Source organism: Moorella naiadis (nom. illeg.), assembly GCF_051020825.1.
Classification (GTDB): domain Bacteria; phylum Bacillota; class DSM-521; order Neomoorellales; family Neomoorellaceae; genus Neomoorella; species Neomoorella naiadis.
The window spans coordinates 14,668-31,643 of record NZ_JAXGFQ010000032.1 but is presented as its reverse complement, the minus strand read 5'-3'; the positions used below and the strand labels follow the sequence as shown (position 1 = coordinate 31,643).

Annotated in this window: 18 protein-coding genes and 1 riboswitch; of the genes, 9 read left to right on the top strand and 9 right to left on the bottom strand. The window is 59.3% G+C overall.

The window, feature by feature from the left end; genetic code table 11:
• The 6 genes from tnpC to SDD30_RS15150 all read right to left on the bottom strand — a co-directional run.
• A partial coding sequence (gene tnpC / locus SDD30_RS15175) for an IS66 family transposase (RefSeq protein ID WP_434075778.1) occupies positions 1-1,262 on the bottom strand: 1,262 nt, incomplete at its 3' end.
• Positions 1,263-1,342: 80 nt separating this feature from the next.
• Positions 1,343-1,699, bottom strand: a complete 357-nt coding sequence (gene tnpB, locus SDD30_RS15170) for an IS66 family insertion sequence element accessory protein TnpB (RefSeq protein ID WP_434075777.1) — start codon at positions 1,697-1,699, stop codon at positions 1,343-1,345.
• Positions 1,693-2,019 (bottom strand): IS66 family insertion sequence element accessory protein TnpA, encoded by a 327-nt coding sequence (gene tnpA / locus SDD30_RS15165; protein ID WP_434075776.1) that lies wholly within the window; start codon positions 2,017-2,019, stop codon positions 1,693-1,695. The genes tnpB and tnpA overlap by 7 nt, the downstream gene beginning before the upstream one ends.
• An 83-nt stretch (positions 2,020-2,102) precedes the next feature.
• Positions 2,103-2,417, bottom strand: a complete 315-nt coding sequence (locus SDD30_RS15160; RefSeq protein ID WP_434075775.1) for a DNA-formamidopyrimidine glycosylase family protein — start codon at positions 2,415-2,417, stop codon at positions 2,103-2,105.
• A gap of 193 nt (positions 2,418-2,610) precedes the next feature.
• Positions 2,611-5,277 carry a DNA polymerase I gene (polA, locus tag SDD30_RS15155; protein WP_434075774.1) on the bottom strand — a complete coding sequence of 889 codons (2,667 nt, stop codon included), beginning with the start codon at positions 5,275-5,277 and terminating at the stop codon, positions 2,611-2,613.
• Positions 5,278-5,392: 115 nt separating this feature from the next.
• A complete protein-coding gene (locus tag SDD30_RS15150) occupies positions 5,393-5,965 on the bottom strand; it encodes a nitroreductase family protein (RefSeq protein ID WP_434075773.1) in 573 nt (190 codons plus the stop codon).
• 507 nt (positions 5,966-6,472) lie between these two features.
• Between SDD30_RS15150 and SDD30_RS15145 the strand changes: the two genes are divergently transcribed.
• Entirely contained in the window at positions 6,473-6,748 is a 276-nt protein-coding gene (locus SDD30_RS15145; protein ID WP_434075772.1) for a DUF3243 domain-containing protein, read from the top strand.
• A gap of 47 nt (positions 6,749-6,795) precedes the next feature.
• Here SDD30_RS15145 and SDD30_RS15140 read toward each other — a convergent pair whose 3' ends face one another.
• Both SDD30_RS15140 and SDD30_RS15135 read right to left on the bottom strand, forming a co-directional pair.
• Positions 6,796-6,984 (bottom strand): ferredoxin, encoded by a 189-nt coding sequence (locus tag SDD30_RS15140; protein ID WP_434075771.1) that lies wholly within the window; start codon positions 6,982-6,984, stop codon positions 6,796-6,798.
• A gap of 153 nt (positions 6,985-7,137) precedes the next feature.
• Positions 7,138-8,559 carry a glycosyltransferase family 2 protein gene (locus SDD30_RS15135; RefSeq protein ID WP_434075770.1) on the bottom strand — a complete coding sequence of 474 codons (1,422 nt, stop codon included), beginning with the start codon at positions 8,557-8,559 and terminating at the stop codon, positions 7,138-7,140.
• A gap of 286 nt (positions 8,560-8,845) precedes the next feature.
• On the opposite strand from SDD30_RS15135, the gene SDD30_RS15130 reads away from it, so the two are divergent.
• The 3 genes from SDD30_RS15130 (at position 8,846) to SDD30_RS15120 (ending at position 10,983) form a co-directional block, all read left to right on the top strand.
• The gene (locus tag SDD30_RS15130; protein ID WP_434075769.1) at positions 8,846-9,529 is read left to right on the top strand and encodes a cytochrome c biogenesis CcdA family protein; all 684 of its coding nucleotides are present in this window, start codon (positions 8,846-8,848) and stop codon (positions 9,527-9,529) included.
• Between the two features lie 25 nt (positions 9,530-9,554).
• On the top strand, positions 9,555-10,058 hold the full coding sequence (locus tag SDD30_RS15125) for a peroxiredoxin family protein (protein ID WP_434075768.1): 504 nt from the start codon (positions 9,555-9,557) through the stop codon (positions 10,056-10,058).
• 166 nt (positions 10,059-10,224) lie between these two features.
• A complete protein-coding gene (locus tag SDD30_RS15120) occupies positions 10,225-10,983 on the top strand; it encodes a helix-turn-helix domain-containing protein (protein ID WP_434075767.1) in 759 nt (252 codons plus the stop codon).
• Positions 10,984-11,058: 75 nt separating this feature from the next.
• Here SDD30_RS15120 and SDD30_RS15115 read toward each other — a convergent pair whose 3' ends face one another.
• Complete coding sequence (locus SDD30_RS15115; RefSeq protein WP_434075766.1) at positions 11,059-12,012, bottom strand: L-lactate dehydrogenase; 954 nt, start codon at positions 12,010-12,012, stop codon at positions 11,059-11,061.
• Between the two features lie 115 nt (positions 12,013-12,127).
• Here SDD30_RS15115 and SDD30_RS15110 point away from each other — a divergent pair, with 115 nt between their 5' ends.
• From SDD30_RS15110 to mobA, 5 genes are all read left to right on the top strand, one after another.
• Positions 12,128-13,039 carry a selenium metabolism-associated LysR family transcriptional regulator gene (locus SDD30_RS15110; RefSeq protein ID WP_434075765.1) on the top strand — a complete coding sequence of 304 codons (912 nt, stop codon included), beginning with the start codon at positions 12,128-12,130 and terminating at the stop codon, positions 13,037-13,039.
• A gap of 46 nt (positions 13,040-13,085) precedes the next feature.
• A riboswitch (molybdenum cofactor riboswitch) is annotated at positions 13,086-13,222 on the top strand.
• 131 nt (positions 13,223-13,353) lie between these two features.
• The gene (gene modA / locus SDD30_RS15105; protein WP_434075764.1) at positions 13,354-14,193 is read left to right on the top strand and encodes a molybdate ABC transporter substrate-binding protein; all 840 of its coding nucleotides are present in this window, start codon (positions 13,354-13,356) and stop codon (positions 14,191-14,193) included.
• Positions 14,194-14,337: 144 nt separating this feature from the next.
• On the top strand, positions 14,338-15,129 hold the full coding sequence (locus SDD30_RS15100) for an ABC transporter permease (RefSeq protein ID WP_434075763.1): 792 nt from the start codon (positions 14,338-14,340) through the stop codon (positions 15,127-15,129).
• On the top strand, positions 15,107-16,219 hold the full coding sequence (locus SDD30_RS15095) for an ABC transporter ATP-binding protein (protein ID WP_434075762.1): 1,113 nt from the start codon (positions 15,107-15,109) through the stop codon (positions 16,217-16,219). The genes SDD30_RS15100 and SDD30_RS15095 overlap by 23 nt, the downstream gene beginning before the upstream one ends.
• A gap of 69 nt (positions 16,220-16,288) precedes the next feature.
• Entirely contained in the window at positions 16,289-16,975 is a 687-nt protein-coding gene (gene mobA / locus SDD30_RS15090) for a molybdenum cofactor guanylyltransferase (protein WP_434075761.1), read from the top strand.
• Position 16,976 lies beyond the last annotated feature (1 nt).

Genomic DNA, 16,976 nt, shown 5'->3' with positions numbered 1-16,976 from the left:
GCCTGGCCGAAGGCGCTTTTGGGCAGCACCTGCGCTTTCTGGCTTTTAAGCCAAGCCAAAAAGGCGTCCAGCACGGGTCGGCTGCGCACCTGGCGGATTTGATATCGTTCCTCTGGTGTAGCGTCTTTCAGGTCGCGCTCGATGGCAAAGAGCCGGTTGCAGTACTCCAGCCCCTCCCGGGCGGCTACGGCTGCATGGCGTTTATCTTCCGGCAGGGCCTTTAAGGCTTCGTCAAACTTGCGCCGGGCGTGGGCCCAGCAGCCGACCAGGGTGACATCCGGCAGTTCGTTGTAGCCGGCGTAGCCGTCGACGTGTAGATAACCCTTAAAACCTGCCAGGAACCGCCGGGGGTGTTTGCTGGCCCGGGTGGTCTGGTAGTCATAAAGAATGATGGGTGGGCCATCCCGCCCGGTACGGTAAAGCCAGAGGAATGACTTGGTGGTAGCTTCCCTTCCCGGTTCTCTAAGTACCTGCAGGGTAGTTTCATCAGCATGAAGGATATCTCTATTAAGCAGGTCTTCATGCAGGCGCTCGTAAAGCAGCGTTAGCCAGGTGTTCGCCCCGTGCAGCACCCAGTTGGCCAGGGTCTGCCGGGAGAGTTCAATCCCCAAACCTTTAAACTGCTGCTCCTGGCGGTAGAGAGGTAAGCCCTCCCCGTATTTCTGGTGCATGACGTAGGCCAGGAGGGAAGGGGATACCGGGCTTCCCGGCAGTACCGGGGCCGGCATAGGGGCAGTCACAACCGGGGTGGTTATTTCCTCCCGCTCGCAATGGCGGCAGGCATAGACGTAGCGCACATGTTTAACCACTTTCACCTGGGCCGGGATGACCTTAAGCTCCTGCCGCACCTCAGTGCTCATTTCGTGTAAAGGACCACCGCAGGCAGGGCAAATCCGCTCTTCCTCCGGCAGGCGATGCTCAACTACTTCTACCGGCAGGCCCTCCAACTCTATCTCCCGGCGGCTGCTCCCTTTGCGGCGCTGGTAGGTGATGGTCTCTAGATCCGGTTCCGCTACCTCCGGCCGGGCTGCTACTTCCGCCTCATTAAAAAGCATAAGCTGCTCTGGTAAAGGTTCAGTCCGTTCGCTGGAAGCCCCAAACTGCCGCTTCTTGCTTAAACGGAGCTGCTCCATAAACCAGTTTAGCTTAGCAGTCAGTTCGGCATTTTGTTGTTCTAGCTGGCTACACTTTTCTTCCAGCTGAACACAGCGGCTTTGTAGCTCTTCGAGGATCATGGCAGCGCTAGATTGAGAAGTGCTCATGCTTTAATGATTCGACGAAACCTGCCAAATTCCTCTAGAATAAACCACAAGGAGAAAATATTTCTTGCTGGCGATTGCTATTACAGGATGGTGCGTGCTTTCACCTCGGGATGGGCTTTAGGCTGTTCTATCGATAGGCCGTCAAGCAGCCAGCGCAACTCCCGGCGGCTGATGGTGATAGTTGCAGAATTATTTTCCACCGGCCATACGAATTTGCCCTTCTCCAGCCGGCGGTAATAAAGCCAGAAGCCGTTGTGCTCCCAGTGGAGGATCTTTAGTTTATCGTGCTTGCGGTTACAGAAAACGAAAAGGCAAGAAGAGAAGGGGTCCAGCTCGAAACCCTCCTTGACCAGCACCGCCAGGCCGTCAATGGACTTGCGCAGGTCAGTGGCGCCGCAGGCGAGATAGACCTGGTCGACGCCAGCTTCGTTTAGCATATCGCTACCAGCACCCGGATTACCTGAGATAGTAAGGCCGGATCAAAACCGGGTTTTACCTCGATGCAGGTCTTGCCTATCCTGACTAACAAGGAGTTGCCCTGATCCCCAGAAGATGGCTCCCTTATTTCTACCGGCAGCCACCGGGTTGATTGGGTGGAAAGAACGCCATTCTGGTTTTTATACTGCCGCAGCCAGTACCATAACTGCCGGGGGCTAACGTCTTCATGGGAAGCGCACCATTCTTTAACACTCTGCCCGCTGGCCTGGTATTCGGCTATCCGGGTTGCCCATAGTTCTTGCCGTTCGCCTTTGGTCATATGAAAATCTCCCTCCGTTGGTGTTCTTGAGGGAGATTTTCCTATAAATCTTGTTATGGTTCCAGGTGGGTTGAGTTTGACGCTTACGCGCCGCCGTTCAGGGTAAAGACTACATGGGTATGGGGTTCCAGGGCCGCCGCCCCGTCCACTAGGATTAAGCGCCCGGTCATACGCAGGTGGGCCAGGAGGCAATAGGCATCCGCCAGGTGCATCAGCAGGTACTTGCCCCGGCGGCCCAGGCTGAGGATCTCCCGGCCGGTCAACAGGCGGGCGAAGGAATCTGGATCAGGGGCAGCAATAACGCCAGGGTGGTGGATGGTCACCCTGGCGATTGTTTGCCCCTGGAGTTGGGGACTCAAGGTACGTTTGATGGTTTCTACCTCGGGTAATTCAGGCATTTTAATCCTCCGAAAATAGACTTCTACCGATAATGGTGTGACTGACAGTAACCGTTACGGGCTGGCGGGTACAGGTCTTCGGGCTCCGGTGGTTCGCGGCGAGCAACTTAGCGCTCAGCCTTGCTCGGCGGCGAGGGTGGCTTGACTGTCTCTGCTGGTGCCGCCTGGCGGCAGGCAAGTCATCTTAATTGGTTTACCGGGGGGCAGCCTTATAAGGTTCCAGGTCGTACCAGTTGGGGCCGGTTTTTAAATCCACCTGGAGGGGGACCTGGAGTTCCAGGGTATGCTCCATAGTCTCCTTGACCAGGGCGGCCACAGCCGGCAACTCCTCCCCTGGGACATCGAAGATAAGCTCGTCATGGACCTGGAGGATCATCCGGGTAGCCGGGTATTCTTCTTCCAGCAGGCGGGCGATCTTGACCATGGCCACTTTGATGATGTCGGCGGCCGTCCCCTGGATAGGGGTGTTCATGGCCGTGCGCTCACCGAAACTGCGGACGTTGCGGTTGGAGCTGAAGAGGTCCGGCAGGTAGCGGCGGCGGCCTAAAAGGGTGGTGACATAACCCTCCTGGCGCGCCCGGGCGACAATTGCATCCAGGTAGGCCTTAATCTGCGGGTAGCGCTGGAAGTAGCGGGTGATATAAGCGTGGGCTTCGGCGCGGCTGATGCCCAGATCCCGGCTCAGGCCAAAGTCGCTGATACCGTAGACGATGCCAAAGTTTACCGCCTTGGCGTTGCGCCGCAAGGCCGGGGTCACTTCTTCCAGGGGCACCCCGAAGACCTCGGCCGCCGTCCGAGCATGGATATCTTCACCGCGGCGGAAGGCGTCAATCATGGCCGGGTCCCCGGCGATATGGGCCAGGACCCGTAGCTCGATCTGGGAGTAATCGGCTGCCAGGAGCAAGCGGCCGGGGCCATGGGGGACAAAGGCCTTGCGCAGGCGCCGGCCCAGTTCCAAGCGCACCGGGATATTCTGCAGGTTGGGCTCGCTGCTGGAAAGGCGGCCGGTTGCCGTTACCGTCTGGTTGAAACTGGTATGCAGGCTGCCGGTTTGGGGATTGACCAGGGGCTTTAAGCCGTCGACATAGGTTGATTTCAATTTGGCCAGCTGGCGATATTCGACCAGCTTGGCGGCGATGGGATGCTTATAGGCCAGTTCCTCCAGGACGGCGGCGTCGGTAGAGAAACCGGTCTTGGTACGTTTGACCGGCGGCAGGCCTAGTTTTTCAAAGAGGATGACGGCCAGCTGCTTGGGGGAGTTCAGATTAAACCTCTCCCCGGCCAGCTCGTAGATGGCCTCCGTCAAGGCCGCCAGGCCGCCCTCCAGTTCGCTGCCCATGAGGTCCAGGGTTTCTATATCGACGGCCACCCCGTAACTCTCCATGGCTCCCAGCACCCGGGTCAGGGGCAACTCCACTCGCTGGTAGAGGTTCACCATCCCGGCCGCCTGGAGTTTGGCCACCAGTTCCCGGTGGAGGAGGCGGAGGGCAGCTGCCCGCCGGGCTGCTGCCAGCTGCAGGGCATCACCCTCCACCAGGGCCAGGTTCAGGTGTTCCAGGCAGAGTTCCGGCAGATCGTGGCGTGAGGCCGTAGGGTTTAACAGGTAACCGGCCACCATAGTGTCGCCCCCGGGAGCGGCAGTCTGGGCCCCGGCATTACCCAGCCACACCAGGGCCGCCTTGGCGTCGTGGAAAATAGGGGCGGCCCGGAGGAGGGGCGCCAGGGTCCCGGCCAGGGCGGGAGCCGGCATGCCGGCAGTACCCAGAACGGCTACGCCACTCGCCCAGGCCAGCCCCAGGGCCAGGGCTTCCGCCTCCAGGTAGTTGGGGCTATTTAAGACCAGCTCCAGGGCCACCTCATCTTCCCTGGCCAGCTTTGCTACCAAGCTCGCCAGGTCGTCCAGGCTGCCCAGGGTCAGGGGTTCCGGCAGCTCCAGGCCCTGGACGGTTGCCGATGCCGCCGGGGCCTGCCCTTCCTCCTGTCCCATGGCCCGTAAAACATCCTTAACCAGGCTGTTAAACTCCAGTTCTTTATAGAGGGCCAGGACGGCTTCATAATCCGGGGGCCGGTTGCAGCAACTGGCCAGGTCAAGGGTGACCGGGGCCTGGCGGTCGATGGTGGCCAGGCGCCGTGCCAGGCGCGCCTGGTCGGCGTAAGTCACCAGGTTTTCCGCCACCCGGCGGCCCTTGGCCTCGCCGGCATGGGCCAGGACCCCCTCCAGGTCGCCGTACTGGCGAATGAGCTGGACGGCCGTCTTCTCCCCGATGCCGGGTATCCCGGGGATATTGTCTGAGGCATCGCCCATGAGGGCCTTGACGTCAATTAGCTGCTGCGGCTGCAGGCCGTAAGTATTCCTGATGGCTTTCCCGTCGATGACCTCCACCTGGGAGAGGCCGCGCCGCATGAGGAGGACTTGCACCCGGTCCCCCACCAGCTGCAGGGCGTCCCGGTCCCCGGTAAGGATAATCACCTCTACGCCCGCCTCCGCTCCCTGGCGGCTCAAGGTGCCGATGAGGTCGTCAGCCTCATAGCCCTCCGCTTCACAGCTGGCCAGGTTCCAGGCTGCCAGCAGTCGCCTGGCCAGGGCGAACTGGGGTCGCAGTTCCGGGTCGGTCTCCAGCCGGGTCCCTTTATATTTATCGTACAGGTCGTTACGAAAGGTAAGCTTGCTGTGGTCAAAGGCCACAATGATATAATCGGGCTTGACCATGTCCCGGGCCTTTTGCAGCATAGTGGCAAAGCCATAGACAGCGTTAGTACGAACACCCTCCCTGGTCTGGAGGGGCGGCAGGGCATGAAAGGCCCGGTGAATGACGCTGTTACCGTCAACCAGGAGCAGTTTGGCAGTTTTGGCGGGCATTAATCACCCTTCTTTTCCATCGGACTGCCTCTATTTTATCTTTTTCCGGCGCCGGAAGCAATCGCAATTAATAAGAAAAGAGGCGCCGGTAGGCACCTCCTGCTAAAAGCCATACTTAAAAGCCGATCCAGGTAACGACTTCGTCCAGGCTCTTCCGCGGGGCCGCCGCCGGGCTTTCGGCGGGGTAACCCAGGGGCGTGACGGCGACAATTTCTTTATCATCGGGAATGGCCAGGACTTTACGTAATTCTGGTTCGTTATTCAGGGGTCCGGTCATCCAGCAGGTGCCCAGGCCTTCATTGGTGGCGGCCAGGAGAAGGTGGCTGAAGGCCGAGGCCACGCTTTCCAGGTTCATCTTGCGGGTGCCGGGCTGGCCGTGGGCCGGGCTGAGGGCGACAATGGCTACCGGCGCGCCGCCCAGGGTTTTGGCCCACTGCAGGAAGCCTTCCTGCTGAGGGTTACGCTGTCCTGCCGGCGGCATGCCGAATTCGACGATGCGGCCGTAGCTCCGGGCCAGCTCATCCTTTTTGGGCCCGTTAACCACCAGGAAGTGCCACTGCTGCCAGTTGAGACCGGAGGGCGACCAGGTGGCCATCTCCAGGATTTTGGCGATTAAATCCTTAGGTATCGGGTCGGGTTTGAATTTGCGGATGCTCCGCCTGGCCTTCATGGCGGCGTAGAGTTCCATGGCAACCATCTCCTTCTCCTTTATTTTTTCTCAGGTATATTTTTTACCTTTTGCCAGGCCATGTCAAGAGCTATTGCTTCCGGTCAGTCTTTAAGCTGACGCGTTCGGGCGGGCGGGTACAGGTTCCAGGCTCCATGGTTCTCGGCGAGCAAACTTGGCGCTCAGCCTTGTTCGGCGCCGGGGGTGGCTTGACTTTATCCCTTTAAATAACTCGTAACGGGGCGTACTACTTCTCGTTCCTGAAGTCACGTTACGACCCCATCTCGTTCACCGTCGCCTCGCCACGGCACAGCTCGAGTTTGCTTACGCCTCGAACCAGGTCGCCCTCCGCCTGTTCCCGCCAGCCCTCCTGCTAGCATGTTAATGGTTTCGCGACGGGGGCGGGTAGCCCCCTATAAGGGGCTCCACGAACCTACATAAAGTAACCCTGGGAATCCCAAACTATACTGAGGAATGCAGTAAGACTGGTTATCAACTATGGGTATTGACCTAAATGGAGGTGAAGGGATGCCACAGGAGGAGAAAAGCTGGGAGAAGTGGAAGGATTCCCTTTCCCTGGTCGTCAATCTGGGTAACAAACTGGGCCTGGAGGAAAAGACAATGAACGGGGTCGCCCTACGTATAGGAAACTGGCTGGCAGATCATATCGACCCCCTGAACCGGGAGCAAAGGGTCCTGAAGGAACTCTGGGACGTAGCCAATGAGGAGGAGCGCCGGGTCCTGGCGGCCCTGATGACCCGGATGGTGAGCGATGGCCGCCGCCAGGAGGATATGGTCCACTAAAAAAGGGAGCCGCGGCTCCCTTTTTTAGTGGCTATAGAATACGGTGCCTAGACTTCTTTAATAGCCTCGGTGGGACAGGAGTCAATGGATTCCCGGGCGCAATCCTCGGCATCATCGGGCACTTCATCGACGATGGTATGGGAGAGGCCCTCGTCATCCCAGTCAAAAACACTCGGGCACAGGTCGATACAGGTGCCGCAGGCAATGCAGAGATCCTTGTCGACGGTAACTTTCATTTCTTTTCCCTCCCAGTCGTAATCCCCAAAGCAGTAGCTATTTTTAACCGCCGGCCGTTGTTTCATACTCCCAGGGAGTTTTTTACGGCCGGGGCGGGGCGACAAATCCTCATGCCAGCCGGTTGGGTGCAGCAGTCAGGTCGCCAGCTATTTTTAGTGGGTGGCCTCTTTGGTTCGCGGCGTCTTCACCCAGGACTGGGGCTGGCGGTTCAGGGCTTTCATGATGGAAGCCGCCGTATAGGGTAACGGCAAAAAGAAACTGGCAAAGGGTAGGGCGAGAAGCTGCAAAAACCCGACGAATTGCTGCCACCAGTTAACCGGTGCCATTAAGCGGTGGAAGTGGGCATAGGCATAAAAGGTAAAGGCAAAATAGATGAATACCAGGTAGTGCAGGACCAGGCGGATCTTAAAGGGCACAATAGACGGATCAAGGCCACCGTTCATTCCCAGGATCACAATGGATAGGGGTACTAGGACGGCTCCCTGGTAAAGGAGCCACTCACCGGGACCCTTCCAGAAAAGGTTGTGGAGGAGGAGGCCCCTTTTATCCCAGGCATACTGGTAAGCGTAGCGGAATTTTTCGCAGACTTGCAGGTGACCGCTCCCCCAGCGCAGGCGCTGGCGGAAAAAGGCATAGAGGGTCGCCGGGGTCTGCTCCGTACTGAAGTAGGGGAAATACTCGGCCCAAACTCCTGACGCCAGGTAGGCCCGGACCCCTAGTTCCAGATCTTCGGTCAGGGCGCGGTGGTCATAACCACCGATCCGCTCCAGGAGATGCCGGTCAACAAAGAGGTTGGTCCCACCCACGAAGGGGAGCTTTTTCATCAATATGGGCAGGTAGATTTCGTGGGAAATGGCCTGGTAGATGGCTGCAATTTTGGTGATAATACCCAGCTGGTAGAAATTGCGCACCTGGAACACCGGTCCTTGCCAGATGCGTTCCCGCGGGTCCTGGAGCCACGACCAGGCTATGTAAAGGAGGACATCAGCCTCGGGATGGCTCTCGGCGTCATAGAAACCGCAAATGGTAGTCCGCGGGTCGACGAACTCCAGGCCGTAGTTCAGGGCCCGGCCTTTGGTGGAGGAGATGCTGTGCCCTCGCCGGGAGCCCCGGTAGCGGCCGTCAAAGTCATAAGGGACGGTGCAGTGCTTGAGCTGGGGCATCCCCGGACGGCCGGCGAATTCCTGGATTTTCGCCTCGACTACCTCCATGGTGGTGGGACCGTCCCCCTGGCCTTCGGCCCGGGCCAGGGCCTCTTTTTCATCGGTGATTACCATGATTTCATAGCGCTCATTTGGGTAGTTCAGGGAAGCCAGGTGGTCGATGGTGTTGGCAATTACTTCGGCCTCGTTACGGGCCGGGACCATAATGGTAAAGAAGGGGATTTCCAGACCCTTCGCGGCCGCTAGCTGCTGGACCTTGGCGGCGTCCAGGGGCAGGCGCTGGCGCCAGTGATACTTGGCGGCATACCACTTCCAGTAGAAATACCTCAGGAAGAGGCCGAAAAAGAGCAAATAAAAACCGACGGTAATTAAATACAGAATCTGGGCCGTACTTATCGTTTCCCAATCCATACTTGTTCCCCCAATCAGGTAATCCCTTACCGCATCCAATTATAGCATCGCCCCTGGCTTCCACCAATTGGTTACAGCGGCGGTACAAGGACGGAAAGTCCTGTTATAAGGCCCAGGAGGGAATCTACGGGGCCCCGAGTCGTCATTTCGGGCGCTAAATAACTGTTTCTCCAGCAGGCGCCGGCACGGCCTTTAGGGGCAGGCCAGATAGAGCCATACTACATTATAAAAGCACATATTGACGGCGAAATGGTAAAACAGTATAATCAAACAGAGGTGATACCTGGTGGCTGAAGTATCCCTGGCCGTGGCCTTTCTGGCTGGCCTGATCTCCTTCTTTTCCCCCTGCATTCTACCCCTGCTGCCGGCTTATTTTACTTACCTGGGTGGTTCCGCCGCCGCCGATGGTCGGGTCCAGGATCTGGATCGCTCTTTTTTAGCCGGGCGGGCGGCCCTCTTTACAGCCGGCTTTGCCCTTATTTTCATCATCCTAGGGGCCTCGGCCGGGGGGCTGGGTTACCTCCTTCAGGCCTACCGGCCGGTGGTAAACCGCCTGGGGGGAATCTTAATCATATTATTCGGTTTGCAGGTGGCCGGAATTGGCCGTCTACCCCTCCTGGCCAGGGAGAAAAGGTGGGAACTCCGGCCCCGCACTCCCGGGGCGGCCGCTTCCTTTCTCCTGGGGATGGCCTTTGCCGCCGGCTGGACTCCCTGCATCGGCCCCGTCCTGGCCTCAATTTTGATTTATGCCGGCAGCCAGGCCACCCTCCTCCAGGGTATGCTTCTCCTGGCCGTCTATTCCCTGGGGCTGGCGTTGCCCTTCCTGGCAGCTGCCCTGGCCCTGGGGCCGGTTTTACGCTCCTTGCGGAAGTTTTCCCGTTATCTGCCGCAAATATCCCTGGTTAGCGGGTTAATCCTTGTTGTTATGGGTTTGCTGGTCTTTTTCGGCCGCTTGAACGCAATAGTTTAGCAAAAGTTTAAAGGAGGAAATAATAATGCAACCGAAATGGCGGGTACCGGCCCTAATTATCCTGGTGATGGTCGCCGTCCTGGCCCTATCCTTTTTCCTGCCCCGCCGGGGCGATCAGGTCCATGCGCCGGATTTTACCCTACCGGCCCTGGACGGCAGCCAGGTGAGCCTGGCGAGCCTGAAAGGTCAAGTCGTAGTATTAAATTTTTGGGCCACCTGGTGCCCGTACTGCGTAGCTGAGATGGATGAGCTCGATGCCGCGGCCGGGAGGCTGGCTCCCCGGGGGGTGAAGGTCCTGGCGGTCAATATCATGCAGCGCGAGACCCTGGAAAAGATCAACGCCTTCCTGGGTGCTAAACCCCATAACTATATGGTTCTCCTGGATGAAGGCAGCAACGTGGCCGATGCCTATGGCGTCAGCGGTATCCCTACCACCTTTATCATTGACCGCCAGGGGCTCCTCCGCCGGGTCAAAAACGGCCCCTTGGGTCCGGGGGAGCTGGATAGCTTGCTGCGGGACCTCTTGTAATTTTTTTGCCAGGGTCGGGGACCAGGGGCTGTCGGCCCCTGCCCTAACCGTAATGGACTGACTTTTTTAGAAAAATATGAAGCTTGACAGCTCCAAACCTTTCACCTATACTCGATTTAGTAATACTATAGTTGGCGTAAGATGTGGTTCAGGGGAGCGAAAAAGAATGCGCATTTGTGGCAAACGCATCCGGGAACTGCGGGAGGAACGAGGTTATTCCCTGCAGGACCTGGCGCAGCGGGCAGAGGTTTCAGTTTCTTACCTGAGTGAGATTGAGCGCGGCGCCAAAAGGCCCTCTTTAAAAACCTTGGACAAGGTGGCCAGGGCCTTAAACCTGCCCCGGGAACAGCTCATTGAGGTCGGCAGTGAAGGCGGCCTGGCGCCGGGGGAGAGGATCCGCCTCCTGCGGGAGCGGTCCGGAAAAAATTTAAACGCCCTGGCTGAAGCGGCCGGGATCTCTGTCTCTTACTTGAGTGAGATTGAGCGGGGTAATGTCTACCCCGCCATTGACACCCTGAGAAAAATTACCGCGGCCCTGGAAGTTCCCTTGAGTTTGGTCATTGGCACCGGCGGTTCCCTAGGCCATAAAATGCGCCTGGCGCGGGAGGAGCGGGGCCTGACCCAGGCCGAGCTGGCCCGAGCCGCCGGCGTTTCGGCCGGTCTTATCGGCCAGATTGAACAGGGCAAGGTGCAGCCCTCGTTAAAAACCCTGGAGAAAGTGGGGTCGGTCCTAGATATTTCCCCCTGCTACTTTATCGCTGAAGACGCCGGGGTCGATGAGGTGCTAAACCAGATGAGCCCTGAGATCCGTCAGCTCCTCATGGAACCCCAGGTCCAGTCGGTCCTGCGGCTGATTTGTAACTGCAGCGAAGCAGAACTGCGGTTTATCCTTAACTTTATCCAGCTATACAAGCGCAGCCATTAAAGCTCTAACGGCGGTAAGCATCAGGCAGGGCCGCCCTGTGCCCAGCCGGTACCCTGTAAAAAGGCAGCGGGAAAATTATAGATGTAAATGGGCGATGAGCTGTTGCAGGGTGGTCGCCGAGTGTTGTAGGGCGGCTTTCTCCCCGGCTCCCAGGGGAATAGGCAGGATCTTTTCCCGGCCTGCGCTGCCCACCAGGCAGGGCAGGCTCAGGGCGACTTCGCCGTCGATGCCATAGAGCTCCCGGATGACGCTGGAAATGGTCAGGACACTATGCTCATTTCTGAGGATACTCTCAGTTATCCGGCTCAGGGCCAGGGCCACCCCGTAGGAGGTCACCCCTTTACGCTCGATGATCTCATAGGCCGCCTCCCGGACCTGGTGGCTGATCTCCACCCGGAAGGCCTCTTCTTCTTTGATACTATCCATCAGGTAGAATTCTTCCAGACCGACGCCGGCTATATTGGCCAGGCTCCAGACCGGTACCTCGGTATCGCCGTGCTCGCCGATAACGTAGGCATGGATATTGCGGGGATCAAAGCGGTAATGGTGGCTCAGCAGGTGACGGAAACGGGCGCTGTCCAGGACTGTACCCGAGCCTAACACCTTATTATCCGGCAAACCGGAGATTTTCCAGGCTACATAGGTGAGGACGTCCACCGGATTGGCCACCATCAGGACCAGGGCGTCGGGACAATAATGGAGAATCTCAGGCAGGGCCTGGCGGACAATGGCCGTGTTGCGGTGCACCAGATCCAGGCGGGTCTCACCGGGCTGCTGGTTGGCACCGGCTGTAAAGATTACAATTCGGGCGCCGGCACAGTCGGCCGTGCGGCCGGCATAGACCTCCACCGGCCGGATGAGGGTCGCCGCGTGGGCCAGGTCCATGGCCTCACCCTCGGCCTTGGCGTGGTTGACGTCCACCAGGACCAGTTCCTTGACCAGGGGACTGAAAAGGAGGGCAAAGGCCGTGCTGGCGCCGACATAGCCTGTGCCAATAATGGCCACCCTGGTCAAAGCCTGTATACTCATAATACCACCTCGCCTTTAGTCTTGGTTCCACTCAGGCCCTTTATGCGCTAGAGATAGAAGGACCATCCTGGGAACCCGGGGCTTTGCAAACACTATTCATCAGGGGATCTCAATAATGAACTTCAACCATTTATTGACCTTCATCAGCACCGTCGAAAAGGGAACCCTGTCCGCAGCGGCCGAAGAATTGCACCTGACCCAGCCGGCGGTGAGCAAGCAACTCCAAGCCCTGGAAGAATACTTTGGCCTGCGCCTTCTGGAGCGCCGTGGCCGGGAGGTGCGGTTGACGGCTGCCGGGGAGATCTGCTACCGCCACGCCCGCGTTATTGCCAGTCATTTGAAGCAAACCCGGCGGGAGCTGGCAGAACTCACCCGGCTGGTGCGGGGCCGCCTCCTCCTGGGGGCCAGCACCACGCCTGGGCAGTATGTCCTGCCGCGGCTCATCGGTGCCTTTCGCCGGGAATACCCCCGGGTAGAGGTCGTCCTGACCATTGCCGACACCCAGGAAGTGGTGCAGCGCCTGCAGGCGGGAGAGATCGATCTGGGGGTGGTGGGCGCCAGCGGCCGGGGCCGCAACCTCTCTTACAGCCGTCTGACGAGCGATGAACTGGTCCTGATCGTCCCACCGGGGCATCGCCTGGCCGGGGCGACTGCCGTATCGCCCACGGAATTGAAGGGTGAGCCCCTGGTTTGGCGGGAATCCGGCTCCGGAACCCGCCGCGTGGTGGAAGAGCGCCTGGCGACAGCAGGCTTTACCATCGACCCGGAACAAATCGTCATGGAACTGGGGAGCACTGAAGCAATTGTCAGCGCCGTCGAGGCCGGCCTGGGTATCTCCCTGGTGACCTCTTGGGCCGTGGAAAAGAGCGTCCAGCTGGGCCACCTGGCCGTAGTGATGCTGCAGGGGGTAGATTTAAAACGCGACCTGTACCTGGTCCGGCGCCGTGCGGATCTGAGCCCGGCCGCTGAAGCCTTCGTCAATTTCGCGGCCGACCATCCACCCCGGGGGCCGGGGAATAAAGGCTAGCCAGGGGCTTGACGCCCGGTATTGGAACAAGTATTATTAACTTAAAACTGATAACCATCTCCGAGCCGGCGGCACCTAAAGGTTGCGCCCATGGTACGCCGGCCTGGGTTCAAGCACCCACGGGGTGGGCCGGGAAACGGGCCTGCCTCCCTTTGCTCGGAAAGGAGATTCCAGGTGGCTTTTCGACGAAGAAGTCCCGGTATCCTTTGCGAGCCGGGCTTTTTTAGTTACCCCGGCGGCTGCAGGCCGCCTCCGCCTGTTAGGCGGCACTTGCCTTAATGGAGGAATCAGAACTTGACATGGAGGCGACTGAGATGCTAAAACTCCGGCGCAGCATTATTTTGCTAGCGACCATAATAATCGCCGCCCTGGTCCTGGCCGGCTGCCGCCAGGCCGGGAGCAGCCAGAACCAAGCAGGCGGACAGCAAGGACCACAACCAGGCGGGCAGCTGGTGGTCTTTGCCGCGGCCTCCCTAACGGACGCCTTTAGCGAGATCGGCCGGGCCTTCGAGCAGGCCCACCCCGGCGTTACCGTCAAATTTAATTTCGGCGGCTCCCAGCAACTGCGGACCCAGATTGAGCAGGGCATGACGGCCGATATTTTTGCCTCAGCCGACCAAAAATACATGCAGGAGTTGGTCGCCAAGGGCCTGGTGGAACAACCGGTGGATTTTACGGCCAATACCCTGACCATCATTGTTCCTAAAAACAACCCGGCCGGTATTAAAAGCGCCGCCGATCTGGCTACCAAAGGTAAACTGGACCTGGCGGCGCCGGATGTCCCCATTGGCAAATACAGCCGCCAGGCCCTGCAAAAGTTGGATAGTCTCTATGGTAGCGGCTATTCCCAACAGGTAGAAAAAAGGGTGGTCTCCGAGGAAACCACTGTCCGCCAGGTGGTGGCCAAGGTAGCCCTGGGGGAAGCCGATGCCGGCATTGTTTACGTCACCGACATTAATTCATCTTACCGGGATAAGCTGGCTACCATACCCTTTCCCCAGGAAGCCAATGTCCAGGCTACCTACCCCATCGCTGTAGTTAAGGGTTCCAAACAGGCCGCCCTGGCCCGGGAACTGGTAAACCTGATCACCGGGCCCGGCGGCCAGAAGATCCTGACTAAATATGGCTTCCTGCCAGTCACCAAAGGGAGCTAGGGATCCATTTCCCGCCAAGCCCCTTCCATGGCGGCGAGCCGCCACCCGAAAGAGGAAAATGCAGGTAGAGGTAGAGGCCAGCCCTGAAGTAATAATGCCAGTCATATCCATTTTTGGCAGAACCCTATTTCCGGAGGAGCCACCGTGAAACGCCTAAATTTCTTGCCGGCTTTGGCCGGCCTTGTTTTCATCCTCTATATTCTCCTGCCGGTGGCCAGCATCTTCCTGAACATCAGCTGGCAGCGGTTTGGCACCACCATCAGGTTGCCAGTGGTCCTGCAGGCCCTGCAGCTTAGCGGCCTGACGACCCTGGCGGCCACCGCCGTCACTATCCTCCTGGGCACGCCCTTGGCCTATTTTCTGGCCCGGCGCAGCTTTCCCGGCCGGGTGGTCATCGATACCCTTCTGGATCTGCCCATGGTGCTGCCGCCGGCTGTGGCCGGGGTGGCCCTGCTGATGGCTTTCGGCCGTCGCGGCCTCCTGGGGTCCCTGCTGGCGGGATGGGGGATCTCCCTGCCCTTTACCACGGTGGCAGTCATCCTGGCCCAGATCTTTGTCAGTGCCCCCTTTTTCCTGAAGACGGCCCGCAACGGTTTCGCCGCCGTGGATACCTCCCTGGAGGCTATCTCCCTGACCCTGGGTAAAACCCCCCTACAAACCTTCTTCCGGGTGACTCTGCCCCTGGCCTTCCCGGCCCTGTTCAACGGGGCCATCATGGCCTGGGCCCGGGCTCTGGGGGAGTTCGGCGCCACCATTATGTTCGCCGGCAATATGCCGGGGATTACCCAGACCCTGCCCCTGGCCATCTATATGGCCATGGACAGCAACCTGGAGGCCGCCCTGGTCATGGCCGCTCTCCTGGTCCTGGTTTCCTTTGCCGTGCTCATGGCGGTAAAGAAGGTTGCTCCGGGGGGTGAAGGCTATCCTCACCCTTAATGTTGCTAAGACCCGGGGCGATTTCCAGGTCCAAGTTGAGTTAACCATGGGGGAAGAGATTCTGGTCCTCCTGGGTCCCTCCGGAGCCGGCAAATCTACCATCCTCAATATGATCGCCGGCCTGGTGACTCCCGATTACGGCTGCATTACTTGTAGCGAGGTAGTTTTTTTCCGCCGGGAAGAGGGGCGGAAAGCGGTGAACCTGCCCCCTTACCACCGCGGTATCGGTTACTGCCTGCAGCGCCCGGGCCTCTTTCCCCACCTGGATGTGGGCCATAATATCACCTACGGGGCACCGGCCGGGCTGGCTCCCGGGGAAAGGTCGGCTCGCCTAGAGGAGCTCCTGGCCCTCCTCCGTCTGCAGGGGCTGGCGCAGCGCCGGCCCGGGGAGCTCTCCGGCGGCCAGCAGCAACGGGTGGCCCTGGCCCGGGCCCTTTTCAACCGGCCGCGGCTCCTCCTCCTGGACGAGCCCTTTGCCGCCCTGGACAACCTGATCCGGGCGCGGCTGCGTTACGACCTGCTGGCCGTGCGCCGCTCCTTCCGCGTCCCCATGATCCTGGTGACCCACGATCTGGAGGAGGCCTATATGCTGGGGGACCGGATAGCCGTCCTGGATAACGGCCGCGTGCTCCAGGCCGGCAGCAGGGAAGAGGTCTTTTACCACCCCGGCAACCGGCGGGTGGCCCGTTTTGTCGGCTTTCGCAACCTCTGGACCGGCCGGGTCCTGGCCGCGGACCGGGAGGGCGATACCTTGCAGGTAGCCGGGGAGAAGTTCCAGGTGCAAATGCCCTACGCCCCCCTGGAGATGGGGCAAAGGGTGGCCTTCGGCATCCGGCCGGAGGACGTGATGCTGATCCGGCCCGGCCGGAGTTTGGGCCGGCCGGTACGGGAGAATGTTTTTGCGGTGGAGGTGACGACAGTAGTACCGGAGGTCCATACCTGCCGCGTCTTCCTGCGGCTGCACCCTGATGACGCCTATGATATTGAGATGCTGGTGCCGCGCCATGTCTTCCAGCGGGAATGCCTGGCCCCCGGCAGCCGGGTCATGATTTCCCTGAAGAAGGAAGCCCTGCACCTTTTGCCGGAATAATAGTTGTAATACCGGCTGGAATTAAGTATAATCAAGAACAGCAAGAACTGGAAAAGGGTGACCGGGAAAGTGCCTGCTAACCTGCCGCCGGCAGGGGGGATCGTTCTGGCCGGGGGGAAGAGTACCCGTATGGGCACCAACAAAGCCTTGTTGCCCCTGCGGGATAAATCCCTCCTGGCCACGGTGGTAGCCGCCCTGCGGCCGTTATTTGCTGAGATTATAGTTGTTACAAACACCCCAGAGTTGTATCAGGATTTAGGGGCCCGCCTGGTACGGGATGTCATTCCCGGGCGGGGGCCCCTGAGTGGCTTTCATGCCGGCCTCCTGGCTTCACCTTACTGGCATAATTTTATCGTTGCCTGCGACATGCCTTTCCTGGACCCGGCCTTAATCAGTTATCTCCTGGACCGGGTGCCGGGCTATGACGCTGTTGTTCCCCGGCGGGGTGAGTACCTGCAGCCCTTGCACGCCGTCTATTCCCGTGGCTGCCTACCGCCCATTGAGGCCTGCTTAAAAAAAGGTAAATATCAGGCCTTTGCCTTTTACCCCCGGGTGCGGGTACAGTATATTGACGTTGACCGCCTAAAAGACCGGGGCTTGAACGACCCGGAGGAGGTCTTTTTTAATATCAATACCCCCGCTGACCTGGCCCGGGCGCGCTACCGTCTCAGGGAGAAGCCCCCATCCCACCAGACCCTGGCGCAACAAGCGGATGCTGGGCAGAAAGGTTCCCCCCGGGGTGGGGGGGAGAATTAAT